This is a genomic window from Paraflavitalea soli (assembly GCF_003555545.1).
In the GTDB taxonomy this organism is placed as follows: domain Bacteria; phylum Bacteroidota; class Bacteroidia; order Chitinophagales; family Chitinophagaceae; genus Paraflavitalea; species Paraflavitalea soli.
The window spans coordinates 1,036,325-1,050,706 of record NZ_CP032157.1 but is presented as its reverse complement, the minus strand read 5'-3'; the positions used below and the strand labels follow the sequence as shown (position 1 = coordinate 1,050,706).

The following is a 14,382-nucleotide window of genomic DNA, read 5'->3' as shown; positions in this document are numbered from 1 at the left end:
TCGATGCCATTATAGTTACCGCTAAGATTCATTATACTCATAGTCTACAGCAAAAGTAGAGTTTTCTTTCATTTGATCCAAATCCTTCTGTCGAAGGCTGTCTTTTCAGCATAGCAGGAGCAGTGATTTAACAATGCTTTATGCAAGCTCTATCCAGGGTTAAAGCTTTCTAACCGATGCACTTGTCTTGTACTGAAAAAACCTTACAGTTGGGCAGGTCAATACGGTTTTTACTTTACATGCTTAGGCAATAATACGGATATCGCTTTACAGGTTAAGTATTTAGTTGGTCATCTGGTTTTGTTTTTCGTTTTCTGGTTTTCCATCTTTTTTTCAATTTTCCCTCTCTCAGATGTGCCTGATCAGGTGTAAGGTTATCACAGCTCATATGTTGGCGCAGCCTGTTATAGCGGTCAATGGCCTTATGGGTAGCTGCTATTGCCTGGCTATAGCCTTCAAATGTTCCATCCAGGTCCAGTTCAGTTTTAAGTATTCCATTTACCCTTTCTGCTACCGGATTTTCATAGGGGCTGCCTGTCTGGGTCATACTGATGCGGATCTGATTAGTTTGTAAAACATTTACATACTGGTCACAGCAGTATTGTATTCCTCTGTCAGAGTGGTGGATAAGGCTTTGGGGTACATAGTCTTTTAAGGACCTTATAGCTTTGTTCAGGGCTATAAGGCATCCCCGGACCCGCAGGTTCTGACTTACATGATAACCGACTATCTTTCTGGAGTAGGCATCGGTTATCAATGAGAGGTACGAAAAGCCCTTTTCGGTACGCAGATAGGTAATATCACTCACCCACTGTTGCTGGGGCTTTAGTGCTTCCAGCCCTTTGATCAGGTTGGGCCATTTTCGATAAGGGTGGTCCGACCAGGTGGTACGGGCATGGTTCTTTTTACGCTTTTGCAGCATGTTATGCTTTCTGAGTAGTTTAAAGAACCGGTCCCTGCCCATTGTGATGTTATGGGACTGCAGGGCTGGTCGCAGAGAGCCCAGTAATTTTACAGCGCCTTCTTTCTTTAAGACTTTGCGTGCTTGTGTTGCCAGGTCCAATACAAGTTCTTCCCGCAACTGCCCGTTGGCCGCCTGCCATCCATGTTCATAATAAGCCTGCCTTGTTTTACCAAACAATGCGCAAAGTGTGCCTATCGCTGCCTGAGGATAGTGCTGTTTCACTTGCCGGACTGTTTGGTACCAAACTTTTTTACAATGTCCACTCCCAGCTCCTTACCGGCATTTTCAAGTAACATTTCCCAGGCTGCTACTTTGAGATTGGCCTGTTGTAATTGCTTTCTGAGTTCTTCTACTTCACTGGTTGTGGCAGGCTGCTGCGATTGTTGTGTCGGCTGGACAGGTGGTATTTCTCCCGTGGGATAGTTTGCCTTATACCATTTTACAAAATGCCGGACTGTACTTGGACCAGGAAGACCATACTTGATAGCCAATTTCATATAGCCCAGATCACTACTTAGATACTCACGGGCTACTGCGATCTTGAGGATGTTGTCATGGACAGGATCCCGACCGCCCTTGTTGTTTGAACTCATAATGGGTAAATTTAGGTTTCTGTATACTTACTACCCATTTATGTAAGGAGATTTCAGGAACGAGACACACTGCCGCTTTTGGTGGTATTGATCGTAGCTGTACCCGAATAGTGTAGCCCTGCAGAACCCTGTAGCGCCGCATTGACCTGGTTGTTGGCATTGACCGAAGCGTGGCCGGAACCGGAAATACGTACCGTGGCGGTTTCCGTAACCAATTGCGCAGCGGAGAAATTGCCTGAACCCGACAACCTGCGCAATCCTCCTATAATTTGTCGCACTGGCCCCTTGTCCAATAAAGCTTATTATTCCATCTTCGCCATAGTGAATTGCTGAAAACCTGTATCATAGGGCAGGCAGGGCAGGTCATCGTTAAATAATGAAACCATGAAGCTTCTTCTCACTTCTGCTGGCATCAGCAACACGAGCATCCACAACGCGCTGGTTGATCTCCTGGGCAAACCCATAACCGAGGCCAGTGCCCTATTTGTACCTACAGCGATATACGCCATAGCCGGTGGCTCTCATATATCACGAAAAGTGATTTGCGGGTCATTAGGAGATCCTTTCTGCGAAATGGGCTGGAAATCATTGGGAGTGTTGGAGCTCACCGCGCTGCCCAGCATCAAACAAGCACTTTGGGTTCCCATGCTCCAGGAGACTGATGCCTTGCTGGTAGGAGGCGGCGATTGCCAGTATCTAACCTACTGGATGCAGCAGTCCGGATTGGCAGACCTCTTGCCGTCGTTACTGCACAAGATGGTTTACGTGGGCCTGAGTGCGGGGAGTATGATCATGACCCGCTTTGGAACGACCTATGGCAACCACACCCTGCCAGCTGAAAGTGACAGATCGCTGGGACTGGTAGATATTGCGCTACATCCGCACCTGGATCATGAATGGTTTCCGGAGAATTCCCTGGTCAACCTGGAAAAGCTGGCTGCCACGATACCCGTACCATCGTATGCGATTGACGACCAGACCGCCATTAAAGTGACCGACGGCACAATAGAAGTCGTCTCCGAGGGACACTGGAAGTTATTTCTTTGACTTCAACACTTCATTATAAGCCGACAGCAGCGCTTCCCGCACAATTTCCACTGGTACCTTGCCCAATTCAAAAGTGGTGGCGCCTTTCTCTCCCCATTTGTTGGGCACCGGGTAAATGCCTTCACTCATTTTACAGAAAACCTGTTGTTCCGGGGGCGTCAAAAAAATGTTGGCTGTATTGTCCCTGGCAAGATAGGTGGTAAACATCCTTTTGTTGGTGATCCTGAACCCAATCCTGTCAAAGTGGGCGCAGGCCTCCGTTCCCGGGAAGGAAAGGGCCAGTTCGCTGAAGTGCTTTTCTGTCATCATTCACTAAATATACCTCCAAATTACAGATCAGTTATCAGTGGGCGATTTATACAATGCAATTAAGTCACATCCGGCGCTGCCTGATGTGACTTAATTGCATAAACAGGAATAAAAATACATAAACCGGTACAGTGGTACGAGTAGCACCGAGAACTAATTACTCCTGGCCCGCTGCACTTTTTCACTTTCTGTTCTTGGCACGCCCGTCGCATTGGGATGGCCTTTACCTGTAGTGATCAGCTTATGTAAACTGTTTAGGATATAATTGCTCCAGCCTTCTTGGCAAACCTCATAACATTCATATTCGGGAGTGAGGCCAATATGTGTGAAAACAAGTTTGGTTTTGCCACCCTCTGTGGAAATTTCAAAACGCACCTTGGTACCCGTCCATTCTGTTTTATCTTCCGTGAATTTGAAATAGTTGTCCTGCACCAGCCAAACCACTTTCTTATTGGGAATCACTTCTATCAATTTCAGTTTGCTGCGATGAAGGTCTTCAAAATGATAGGCAAACTCATCATTGAGCTTACTGGTATTACCTTCAATTTCTTCCGACCACCATCCGCGCACATTGGTGATCGCATCAAATACTTCTTGGGGAGATTGGTCTACCAACAGGGTAGCTGTAAAATCTTGTGTTGTCATTTTTTGTTTTTTTTGGTTATGCTGAGAAAAAGAGGATGCAAAGCAGCAAATCAGCAGGCTGGTCAACATCCCTTGCTGAAAAATAGTTGCTGTTGTACGGCTATACATTGTGCTTGTGTTTGATTACACCACAAAACTATTGTCTTGCAAAATAATGGGCAGGGTGTAAAATGGACTTTATGATGGGGAGATTTGGCCAAAATAAGAACTGCCCATAGTCAGGCTCATGAACGCTTTCTTCCCACGAACCTCACCACAGCACCTTTGCCAATATGATGCGTCCCTTCATTTAAATGGATCTCTTCTTCCGTCAGCAGTATTACTTCGTAATCCTCAAAATCCGCCAGTATTTCTTCTTTGGAGAACAGCATATCAATATCTTTTGGACCACCCACCCTGGCATCGAGGCTATTGAATGACAGGTGTTTTTTACTGAAGGCCTCCAGGATAAGTATTCCTCCCGGCTTTAGTGCGTTACTCAATTTTCTATGAAACAAAGACTTCTTGCCGGCAGCAAAATGCGCATAGATCAATGCCATGGCATCAAAGGAAGCAGGTTTAAAATGGAGTTGCTCCAGGTCGCCTACCATATATTCCAGCGACACCTGGCTTTCTTCGGCCAGTTGCAGGGCTTTTGTCTTTCCTTCTACGCTCAGGTCGAAAGAAGTGACAGTCCACCCTTGCGCCGCAGCAAAAACCCCATTACGCCCTTCGCCATCGGCTGCCATCAATATTGATCCTGCTTTGAATTGCAATAGCCATTCTTTAAAGAACAGGTTGGGGGCTTTCCCATAGACATAGTCTGCCCCTTCATAGCGCTCGTCCCATTTACTTTTGTATTCCTCATCCCATGATTGTTCCATAATTGTTTGTTTATTGGCTGCAAAGGTAAAGGCAGCTTAAAAGGCCGGAGTAGGACAAAAATGTAGTTGTGCAGGACTTATCGAAACTTTTGCCGGAACATTTCAGGCGAATATCCTGTATGCTTTTTAAAGAAGCGTATAAAGTAGGATATGTCCTCGTATCCCAGGTGATTGGCTATTTGCCCAACCTGGTCGCTCGTTGCCAACAGCCATCTTTTGGCCTCCAGGATAATATATTCGTTGATCAGTTCTAAACCGGACTTGCCGAGCATTTCCTTAGTGATCGCATTGAGCTGATAGACGGAAAGATTCAACATAGCAGCGTACTGCGCTACGCCCTTATGTTCATAGACCGAGGCCTCCACAAGAGCTAAAAATGCTTCCAGTCTCTCCTGCTTATAAAGACTTCCATTAGCAGAAGGCATTTTCCCTGACTGCCGGGCGAGCCCGATAAAGAAGATACGCATATTTGCTTTAATGACCTCCTGGTACATTTCCTGTTTGTTAGTATACTCCAGGAAAATGCCGTCCAAGACAGTCAGCAATTGTTGCATGCCACCCGCATTAAACCGGTAATGGTTAACAGCTGCCACTTTGCGTAAAAGCTGGATAGCAGCTTGATCATGCGGGTGACAGAACCCCGCGTTATATTGTATCAAATATCCTGTACTGCCTGCCTTTAGCACCAGTTGATGTACCTGTCCCGGACGCATGAAGAAAACCGTATTACCGCCAACAGGATAAGAGATGAAATCAATGGTATGACTGCCGCGTCCTTTCTTCAACACAAGTATATAATAGAAATCATGCCGGTGAAGTGCTTGTACCATGTCTTTTCCGGCCAGTAGTTCCTCAACGTCCCGGATGACAAAACCACCGGAAAGTTCAGGCTCTTGCGGTGTTGCATTGATATGTCTTATTGGTATGCTGCCCATCTATTACAGGATTGATAAAACCGCCCATTTCTGCCGGGAGGCAATATTCGCCCAAATGTAATTACATCCTGCCAAAAAAGACGGTTGGAAGCACCAACATACAGACAACCGGCCCCTAAGAACAAAAGCAGCAAAACTATGGTCTTAATGCGACTGTAGCAGGGGGTGAAATAGACTTTCAGGTGGGTTGATCCGGCCAATACAATCCACTAGCTTTATACAAACATTATGCGATGAAGCAAGTGACGATCATTATACCCCAGGGCCGACTCAACCTCAGCAGTATAGTGGGCACCTACGAGGTACTTATGGAGGCCAATGCCTATTGGCAAAGGATAGGCAACCCGGCACTGATCGATATCCGGATCGCCGGCTTTATGACAGAACTACAATTAGATTTGGGTTATTTTTCAGTCCATCCACAGAACATCCGTGGAATAGACAAAACCGACCTGCTCATCATACCTTCTATTTTTCATGATGGCGCCGATATTGTAGAAAAGAATACAGCATTGATCGCCTGGGTCAGGGACCAATACAAAGCCGGTTCAGAAATAGCGAGCATCTGCACAGGCGCCTTTTTCCTCGCCGCCAGTGGACTACTGGATGGAAAATCCTGCTCCACGCATTGGTGTGCAGCAGATGACTTCAGGCGCCTATACCCCGGCATTGACCTCCATATCGACAAACTGATCACCGTGCAGCAAGGTATTTACACCAATGGCGGCGGATACTCATTCCTCAACCTGATCCTGTTTATCATTGAAAAATATTTTGACCGGGACACCGCTATTTACTGCTCAAAAGTATTCCAGATTGATATTGACAGATCCTCACAGTCACCGTTTTTTATTTTCCAGGCCCAGAAGAATCACAACGATGAAGTGATCCATAAAGCACAAACCTTTATTGAAAAGAACCTGAGCGAAAGGATATCTTTCGAGGAACTGGCCTCCAAACTGGCCATCAGCAGGCGCAACTTTGACAGGCGTTTCATCAAAGCTACCGGCAATACCCCCGTAGAATATTTACAACGTGTAAAAATAGAAGTGGCCAAATGCAGTTTGGAAAAGGGCAGGAAAAGCATCTTTGAGGTGATGCATGAAGTGGGCTACTCGGACGACAAAGCATTCAGAGAAGTATTCAAGAAAATTGCAGGTTTGTCGCCCTTGGATTATAGAACCAAGTTCAGCAAGGAAAGTGCATTGACATAACCCCGGGTATTCACTCCTGCCCTGGCCCCTTTATTTTATTCTCCTGAACAAAAAGTGCCGCCGGATTGTAAACAATAGCTGATTTTTTTATACCTTATGTTATGCAATTTCCGGCTTCTGATATATTGAAACCCTATGTGCAAGGCTATTGGATAATGGCCGTTGACAGGGATCTCACCAATGAAGTATTCTATCCCAGCGGCTTTGTGGATTTTGCTATTAAAATCTCCAGCGGCAACGTTATCACCCTGATCAATGGACGTCCCATTGACATGCCCAAGGTAGAGGTGCTGGGACAAATAACCCAACCCACCAGGCTTACCGTTACAAAAGGCACGACGATACTCATCGCACGGCTTTACCCCCATGCCAATTCCCTGTTTTTCCCCAACCCCATTTCCGACTTCACCAATCACTCCATCGACCTGGCGGATGTATTCGGAGAGGAATCCAATGATTTTTATTACCAGTTGATGGAGACAAATGTTACCGAACAAAAGGTAAGAGCACTGGACTCCTTCCTGGTACAACGATTGAAGAAGAGTAAAACGGCGCACCACAAGCTCATCATCGTTGAACAGATCTGCCGCAGCATCCGTGCAGACAGCGAATCATTCAACATAAAAACCTTGTCTGATCAATACGGCATCTCGGAGCGCTACATACAAAAACTGTTTCTCGACAATGTGGGCATCACACCGAAGCTATTTTCCAATATCCATCGTTTCAATAAGAGCCTGCAGCTTATTCAGTCAGGAGACCTTCCACTTACTTCCATAGCCTACGATTGCGGCTACTACGACCAGGCCCATTTCATCAAAGAGTTTAAGAAATTTACCGGTCTCACCCCATCAGAAGTACGCGTCTTGCAGGCGGTGAGCTGATCAGGCATAAGTACCACCTACTGTTTGGCTGGCAGATTGGTATTGAACATATCACGGAACATTTTCCACCCGTTTTTCGTCTTCTTCCAGATCACTAGGTATTTGCCGCTTTCCAGGGTTTTTCCCTGGCCATCAAACACCTGCACCGTTCCTTCTTCCGTTACATATTCTTTCCCATCACCATACACCTGAAGCGTGGTAAACTTACCATCGCGGGCCCCTGCCTCATAAGCGCCATTAAAGAATTGTAACAGGCTTTCCTGTCCACACAAAGGAGCTGAATTAGCCGGCATCAAACAGGCATCCTCTGCAAAGAGGCTCAATATCGATCCATCATGCTTCGCAAAAAGACTGAAATGAATAGCATTGGCTTGCGCAATTATTTTTTTAACTTCTTCCAGGCCACCGGCCTGTTTTGATTGCGCAGCAGCCTTCAGTGACAGCAATGACAGGGTAATCACCAGGGCAATGATGGTAGATTTCATACTTTATTATTTGTTTCGGACAAATATCCTCCCTGGCCCAAACATTAAATTGTAAGAAAACGAACAAAGATGACATTAACACTTTATTACCAATAACCATTTCCATCCTATCCAGGCAACACAGGCAAGTACAGATGACCTTTTGCGCCACCACCCATACCCGTCAGCCTGATGCTCAACTGCCTGCCCCTGCCCATTCTGATTTTCCAGCCAACGTATTTCTTTGTACCTTAAGACACCTACCCACTTCAAACAATCAATTCCCTCAACCATGCAGCAACTAACATCATTGGGCAAACTTTTCTATGGCCTGGGCATCGCCGGTATTGGCTTCTTACAATTCATGTATCCAGGCTTCCGTCCCGTCATATTGACCATTGCACCAGACAGTACACAGCACCTCAACGTATTGGTATATGCCACAGCCGCCATCCTGGTGCTGGCAGGTTTGTTTATCGCAATTATGAAACAAGTAAAAACTGTGGCACTATATTTTGGCTTGTTCCTGCTCTTGTTTGTGCTGGCTGGCCATTTACCCATCCGGCTTATCCACAACCCGGGTATGCTGGGCGCCTGGACCAATGCCTTGAAATTACTGGGCCTTGCCGGGGGCGCTTTGATGGTCTCAGCCACTTTCCCGGGTAAGCAGACCAATGGCAGCCTCGGAAAGATTGCTTTGTATGGCGAGTATGGCTTTGCCCTCATGCTCCTTATTTTCGGTATCGACCACCTTGTATATGCTGAATTTGTTAAAACCCTGGTACCTGCCTGGATCCCCGGCCCTTTGTTTTGGACTTATCTCACCGGTATTGCATTAGCCGCTTCGGGCCTGTCCATCTTCCTTCATTTCAAACCCAAAACAGTAGGCCTTTTACTGGGTGTCATGCTCTTAATATGGCTCGTCACCTTACATATTCCGAGAGCCATCATGGCGCCTGCTACAGATGAGGGAAATGAGTTGACCAGTGTGTTTCAATGTTTAGCGTTCAGTGGCATGGCTTTTTTGTACATTCGCAGCCGATGAGCATATATACCACCACCGGCGACGTTACTATTACCTGCCACAAACGTACCATGCCCTACCTCGAACAGGAAGTGAAGGAACTGGGATTTACCATTGAAGAAACTTTTGTGACCGGCGTAAAGTTAAAGGCCACGGTGAATGAGTGTATCAAACTGAACCTCAACCTGCGCTGTGCCAGCCAGGTATTGTACAGCCTTACCGCCTTCAGGGCTGTCAATGCAGATGACGTGTACAACAACCTGCGCTCCTATCCCTGGGAAGACCTGTTACCCGAGCCCGGTTACTTTTCCATTACCAGCAATGTGAGCAATGAGACGATCAACAACAGCATGTTTGCCAACCTGCGCGTAAAAGATGCCATCATCGACCGCATCAGGGACAAGCGCGGCACACGCCCCTCTACAGGCTCTGCTTTGACAGGCGCAGTGATCCACCTGTTCTGGAAAAATGAGGAGGCCGAAGCCTTCATAGATACTTCCGGCGATTCCCTCGCCCGCCACGGCTACCGCAAAATTCCCGGTCAGGCCCCCATGCTGGAATCATTGGCCGCCGCTACCATTTTCGCCACCCGCTGGGACAGGGTAAGCCCCTTCGTCAATCCCATGTGTGGCTCCGGCACCGTAGCCATTGAAGCCGCTATGATCGCCACCAACCGCAGGCCCGGCCTGTTCAGGACCAATTATGCTTTTATGCACTTCCGGGGATATGATGAGCAGGTATACCTGCAGGAGGATGCCTTACTCGAGGAGCAGATCAAAGAAGTGCCCGGGCTGCGTATCATTGCTACCGATTACAATGCCAGATCGGTGGAGAATGCCCGCAAAAATGCGGTGGCTGCCGGCGTAGCCAACCTCATTGAGTTTAATGTGTGCGATTTTGCAGATACCGAAGTGCCCGCCAATGCGCCCGGCATCTTTTATGTGAATCCCGAATATGGTGAACGATTGGGAGAAGTGGCAGAACTGGAGAAAGTATACGCCCGCATCGGCGACTTTATGAAACAAAAATGCCGCGGTTACTTTGGTTATGTATTTACCGGCAACCTGGAGCTGGCCAAGAAGATCGGCCTCAAAGCCACCCGGCGCATTGAGTTTTATACCAGCGTTATCGATTGTCGCCTGTTCGAATATGAATTGTACAGTGGTACACGCATGCCTAAAACTTAAATAGGCTAGCCGCCAGGCATCAGGGTAATATCATCCATTCCTTCCAGTATTCCACCGCGGTAGTAAATGGTTTCTTTTTATCGGCAGGCTGATACAGGTATTCCATCATTCTTTCTTCCAGTATGTCCTGCGAAATATGGTCGTAGCTGGCAAAGAGACTACAGTCATACTCCAGTTGCTTCACTTGCTGGTTCATATAGCCCAGCATGGAACGACTGTTTGTTTTACCCACTACATAGCCATTCACAAGCGCCATTTCAGCCTGTATAAAGGATGGTTGAAAATTGTACTTCTCCAGGAGCAAGGGCAAACGCAGCACAAACTCGTCCCAACTACCCTTGATCGTCTTTCCCCGGCACACGATCGTCATCAGCGAAGGCTCATGTACATACATCACCATCAGTTTTCCGGGAAATCCGGTAGGCAACAGTCTGCAATACCAGCTGTGAAGTAATTGCCCCTCAGATGGTTGCGATATGTATAGAGACGCCTCTAACCTTGATGTATTGAGCAGCTTTTGCGCCGCTTGCAGGATAAGCATGGACGAAAATTAGTATTTCTTTCAGAAACCTGGCATTTCTTGTCCGCCCAAGCTACCCACAACGCAGAAAAAAACGGCTAACCTGTCGAAATCAGGCAATTAGTAATTGAAAAATAAGGAGCCTTGCACCAGCAAGGGGCGCTTCGCTCCCTGCCCACCGATAACCAAAAGTCGATGTATACCATGAAAAATTGGATCACCATAGCCCTCATTTGCATGACCATGCACACCACAGCGCAAAACAATAATATTGCCCATTTCTCGGTGTGGAAACCTAAACATGGGCAAGAGCATAACTTTGAACAGGGATACAAGCAACACCTGCAATGGCATGCCGCCAACAAGGATCGATGGAACTGGTATGGATGGTATGTGATTTCGGGACCAAGGGTTGATTACTTCATCGATGCCACTTTCCAACATGCCTGGAGTGATTTTGACAGACCAGTCAACCCTGCCGGCGATGCAGCCGACAATGCGCTGCACACAGAACCATTCGGAGATTTCAAAGGATCATTCAAAGTAAAATACCTGCCTGCCCTGAGCATAGCCGATACCCAAAGCCTGCAATCCAACTTCCTCCGGTACATTACCCTCACTACAACGGATATGACCCAGGCAAAAAGCTGCCTCGCAAAGCTGAAGAACTTGTACCAGACAAAAGGATTAAAACATTTCCTGCTGTATGAAATGGTCGATGGCGGTCAACTGAACCAATTGTTACTACTGATTGGCTGCCACAATTTTGAAGCCTTTGGTCAAACTGATAATATCCGGGAAGAACTTTCAAATATAGAAAACCAGTTGCAGCGCAAGGTCTTTACAGAGATCCAAGCCGAAAACCTGCGGTACAAAGCCGATATGAGTTTATTCCCTTCGGCCCTTCCAGGCCCCGCGCAAAGACCGTAAGCCGGTGAGCAATACAACGGAGTACAAAATAGTCAGAAAGTCCGTAAGTATGTTCAATCATCATGAACATACCTACGGACTTATCGTCAAAGCTAACAGCTCATACCTAACAGCTAACTTCTCTCTTCTCTACTTCACCAACAACTTCTGCGTACTGCTGCCCGAAGCATTCTTCACACTGACGATATAAGTGCCACTTTGCAGTCCCTTCGGATCAATAATATAATTGTTACCCGTAGTCGTTCCTTCAAACACCTTCACCCCTGTCAGCGACACGATCGTGATCACCGTCTTTTCTTTACCCGTATTCACAAACTCCAGGAATACTTTATTGTTTGCTGTCGCAGGATTGGGGTATAGCTGGAACTTATCCGGGTTGATGATCCTTTTCACTTCCGCTACTTCTTTGGTATGGTGGTAAGCATGCGTACAATACTTCGACATATCGATACCTACTTCACCAGGTGCGTCGCCACCGGCAACCCTTGCAGCAGCCAGTGTAGCCGAGTTATACCATTTGGTGTTGACAGAAGCAGCACCGGTAGCACCCGTTACCAGCCGCAGGCGGTAATCATACTTGGTGGTACGGGAGCTTTCGCCGTTATAAATATGATCCGTATTGGTAATGACAGCGATCACTACCCCACTGGCCGGCGGCACATCGAGCCGTAAACTACAGCTGCCACTGGATACGATCTCGCTGTACACCGGTACACCAGTAGTAGAACGGTATACCAGCTGACAGGTCATGTTGGCGCCGATCGGCTCAAAGTTCACCGTTACCATATTGCCTGTTACATTCAAGGGAATTTGATTAGCGCCCGACCATCCCGGCAAAGTGCGCGCTTCCGGTGTCAGCAGTCCCGCATTGTTGGTCGTTACCACATAGGGCGTTGCCGTCCAGGCAGCAGGGGTCAGCCAGGAAGGCTGCCATTCAGCCTGGATCGTTTGTCCAAAGTGTGCATTCAGCAAGGCCAATACCGCATTCTTCCAGGGACCGAAATCAACCAGCGCCTGTTTGGCCCGGTATTCCGAGATCAGCCGGCGCGTTTGTGCCGTACCTATTCCCGAAGCAATGCCTGCCAGCACACGCGTGGGTGAATTACGCCATATCCAGGGCACGGCACCATCTCCAAGGGTGTTCCCTAAGAAAGTGGGGAATGAACTGCTGTATTGATGTCCGCCGAGATAGGTGCGCCAGGTGCACAATTGCTGACCACTGGAGTTGTAGCGGTTCACCCCTTCGGCCGATGGCCCGCCGAAGCTGCCATCCTGCAACCAGCCGGAATAACATTCAATGGGCATAAACGGAGCGATAAAATCAGTACCGTTCAGATCACCCATGGAAGCAAAATTATTCGTGCGCCGGGCATCCGCTGTTTGCTGCAGCCATACATTACCACCTTCATGGAACCAGGCTGATTGTTTTACACCCGGCAGGTCGGCCAGCAAAGAGTGAATGCCTTCATGCACCATCGCACCCTGCTGCCCCACCCTGTCGGAATAAGGGCAAGCGGGATCAAAACTGTAAATGGGATAATAGGATGCCAGCACCATGGGCCAGCTTGTTCCATTGTAACTGATGGCGCTCTGCCAACCACCCAATGCCGTATTAGGCGCATTGTCGGTGCACAATCCTGAGCCGTACAGGTATACCGCACTGCGATACCCATTTTTAGCACGCAGATCAGGTGGCCATCCCATTTGATCACGGAAATAGGCAAAGTCCGTATTCATGCGGGCAAGCATGGGCGTAATAGCCGCCGTGGTCACCAGCGCATTTTTATTGGGTCCCCAGCGGAAGGTCCACCAATTGGAAGATTGTGTACCTACCACTTGCGGACAATCATTCAATACATTGCCCGGTGTAGGCAATGAAGGAAACTCATCCCGGAAATTATAACTGATCGTAGGTGAATAAGATGGCCAGGTATAAGGATTGCCTGTGCCACCGCCGCCTACGGCAGTGCCCATTACACGCCACTCCAGCATACCGGTGGATTGTGTAGTGTTGCGCATCGTAACGCGTATCCTGGATAAATTGACGGAAGAAAAAGACAAGGTATTGAAGGCGTTCGTTGCCAGCGGCACATTGCCCAGGTTGATCCAGGCGCTGCCATTCCAGTATTCCGCATAAGCCGTGGTGGGCGTCAGCACCCCGCCTCCATCATTAAACCAATACACCTGGATGGAAGTGACAGCATAGGTCTGAGACCAGTCGTACTGCACCCATTGCAGCGAGTTGGGATTGTTCCAGTTGCCATAAGCCCCATGCGATTTATCATTCGAATTGGCCGGTGTGAAATTATCGTTTAAGGCGGCAATCGTTTCCCACGACGATACGTAGGAAGTACTGGCTGTAGCCTGTGGCGCCACATTCGTTTGGGCCTGCACTACCAGCGAACCCAAAGCAAGGACAAGCAGGAAAAGATAGCATTTGCATTGATTCATAAAACAGGTTTTTTTTGTTTGATTAATAGATACCCTATACGGTGATGCCGGCAGTTACTGATAGACAATAACAGTAACCTTGCAGCACCCGCACAGCAGGAGTACAATGGAATGGGCATGGATTTCCTTTTGCAAAAGGAGAACATGAAAGGTGGAGGAGAGAATGCTATAACCGTATCAAAAAGGGGTTGCTTGCGGACCGTTTACCCGCAAGAGCAATGGCCCCATTTCGCGGGCCTGTTTGCATTGAAAATACCGGTAATAAATATACTAAGCAGGAGTAAAAGAGGGGTATCAAATATTAACCCATTATAGGAGGATATTTACTTGTTATTTTGACAATTATAAGTTG

General features: G+C 47.6%; 16 protein-coding genes. 6 read left to right on the top strand and 10 right to left on the bottom strand.

Annotation, left to right across the window (positions count from 1 at the left end):
- Window positions 1-274: 274 nt before the first annotated feature.
- From D3H65_RS04010 to D3H65_RS04000, 3 genes are read right to left on the bottom strand one after another with little or no spacing between them, the layout of a single operon-like run.
- Window positions 275-1,186 carry an IS3 family transposase gene (locus tag D3H65_RS04010; protein WP_119049027.1) on the bottom strand — a complete coding sequence of 304 codons (912 nt, stop codon included), beginning with the start codon at window positions 1,184-1,186 and terminating at the stop codon, window positions 275-277.
- Window positions 1,183-1,557, bottom strand: a complete 375-nt coding sequence (locus tag D3H65_RS04005; protein WP_119049026.1) for a hypothetical protein — start codon at window positions 1,555-1,557, stop codon at window positions 1,183-1,185. The genes D3H65_RS04010 and D3H65_RS04005 overlap by 4 nt, the downstream gene beginning before the upstream one ends.
- Window positions 1,558-1,610: 53 nt before the next feature.
- On the bottom strand, window positions 1,611-1,814 hold the full coding sequence (locus tag D3H65_RS04000; RefSeq protein WP_119049025.1) for a GIN domain-containing protein: 204 nt from the start codon (window positions 1,812-1,814) through the stop codon (window positions 1,611-1,613).
- A 127-nt stretch (window positions 1,815-1,941) separates the two neighbouring features.
- Here D3H65_RS04000 and D3H65_RS03995 point away from each other — a divergent pair, with 127 nt between their 5' ends.
- On the top strand, window positions 1,942-2,604 hold the full coding sequence (locus D3H65_RS03995) for a Type 1 glutamine amidotransferase-like domain-containing protein (protein ID WP_119049024.1): 663 nt from the start codon (window positions 1,942-1,944) through the stop codon (window positions 2,602-2,604).
- Here D3H65_RS03995 and D3H65_RS03990 read toward each other — a convergent pair.
- From D3H65_RS03990 to D3H65_RS03975, 4 genes are all read right to left on the bottom strand, one after another.
- Complete coding sequence (locus D3H65_RS03990) at window positions 2,593-2,913, bottom strand: MmcQ/YjbR family DNA-binding protein (RefSeq protein WP_119049023.1); 321 nt, start codon at window positions 2,911-2,913, stop codon at window positions 2,593-2,595. The genes D3H65_RS03995 and D3H65_RS03990 overlap by 12 nt on opposite strands.
- Window positions 2,914-3,066: 153 nt before the next feature.
- The gene (locus D3H65_RS03985; protein WP_119054382.1) at window positions 3,067-3,558 is read right to left on the bottom strand and encodes an SRPBCC family protein; all 492 of its coding nucleotides are present in this window, start codon (window positions 3,556-3,558) and stop codon (window positions 3,067-3,069) included.
- A gap of 224 nt (window positions 3,559-3,782) precedes the next feature.
- A complete protein-coding gene (locus tag D3H65_RS03980; protein WP_119049022.1) occupies window positions 3,783-4,421 on the bottom strand; it encodes a class I SAM-dependent methyltransferase in 639 nt (212 codons plus the stop codon).
- A 77-nt stretch (window positions 4,422-4,498) separates the two neighbouring features.
- Window positions 4,499-5,356: a helix-turn-helix domain-containing protein gene (locus tag D3H65_RS03975; protein WP_119049021.1), complete on the bottom strand. Its 858-nt coding sequence runs from the start codon at window positions 5,354-5,356 to the stop codon at window positions 4,499-4,501.
- Between the two features lie 233 nt (window positions 5,357-5,589).
- Between D3H65_RS03975 and D3H65_RS03970 the strand changes: the two genes are divergently transcribed.
- Together D3H65_RS03970 and D3H65_RS03965 are read left to right on the top strand one after the other, a co-directional pair.
- Complete coding sequence (locus D3H65_RS03970) at window positions 5,590-6,570, top strand: GlxA family transcriptional regulator (RefSeq protein ID WP_119049020.1); 981 nt, start codon at window positions 5,590-5,592, stop codon at window positions 6,568-6,570.
- Window positions 6,571-6,671: 101 nt separating this feature from the next.
- On the top strand, window positions 6,672-7,454 hold the full coding sequence (locus tag D3H65_RS03965) for a helix-turn-helix domain-containing protein (protein ID WP_119049019.1): 783 nt from the start codon (window positions 6,672-6,674) through the stop codon (window positions 7,452-7,454).
- A gap of 17 nt (window positions 7,455-7,471) precedes the next feature.
- Here the strand turns inward: D3H65_RS03965 and D3H65_RS03960 are convergent, their stop codons facing one another.
- Window positions 7,472-7,939, bottom strand: a complete 468-nt coding sequence (locus tag D3H65_RS03960) for a YybH family protein (RefSeq protein ID WP_119049018.1) — start codon at window positions 7,937-7,939, stop codon at window positions 7,472-7,474.
- Window positions 7,940-8,210: 271 nt separating this feature from the next.
- Here D3H65_RS03960 and D3H65_RS03950 point away from each other — a divergent pair, with 271 nt between their 5' ends.
- Both D3H65_RS03950 and D3H65_RS03945 read left to right on the top strand, forming a co-directional pair.
- Window positions 8,211-8,963 carry a DoxX family protein gene (locus D3H65_RS03950; protein ID WP_119049016.1) on the top strand — a complete coding sequence of 251 codons (753 nt, stop codon included), beginning with the start codon at window positions 8,211-8,213 and terminating at the stop codon, window positions 8,961-8,963.
- Window positions 8,960-10,129: a THUMP domain-containing class I SAM-dependent RNA methyltransferase gene (locus D3H65_RS03945; protein WP_119049015.1), complete on the top strand. Its 1,170-nt coding sequence runs from the start codon at window positions 8,960-8,962 to the stop codon at window positions 10,127-10,129. The genes D3H65_RS03950 and D3H65_RS03945 overlap by 4 nt, the downstream gene beginning before the upstream one ends.
- 19 nt (window positions 10,130-10,148) lie before the next feature.
- On the opposite strand, the gene D3H65_RS03940 is transcribed toward D3H65_RS03945, so the two are convergent.
- Window positions 10,149-10,670: a DUF6933 domain-containing protein gene (locus D3H65_RS03940; protein WP_162915393.1), complete on the bottom strand. Its 522-nt coding sequence runs from the start codon at window positions 10,668-10,670 to the stop codon at window positions 10,149-10,151.
- 183 nt (window positions 10,671-10,853) lie between these two features.
- On the opposite strand from D3H65_RS03940, the gene D3H65_RS03935 reads away from it, so the two are divergent.
- Entirely contained in the window at window positions 10,854-11,579 is a 726-nt protein-coding gene (locus D3H65_RS03935) for a hypothetical protein (protein ID WP_162915392.1), read from the top strand.
- A gap of 129 nt (window positions 11,580-11,708) precedes the next feature.
- Here D3H65_RS03935 and D3H65_RS03930 read toward each other — a convergent pair whose 3' ends face one another.
- Window positions 11,709-14,030, bottom strand: a complete 2,322-nt coding sequence (locus D3H65_RS03930) for a T9SS type A sorting domain-containing protein (protein ID WP_119049012.1) — start codon at window positions 14,028-14,030, stop codon at window positions 11,709-11,711.
- Between the last annotated feature and the right edge of the window lie 352 nt (window positions 14,031-14,382).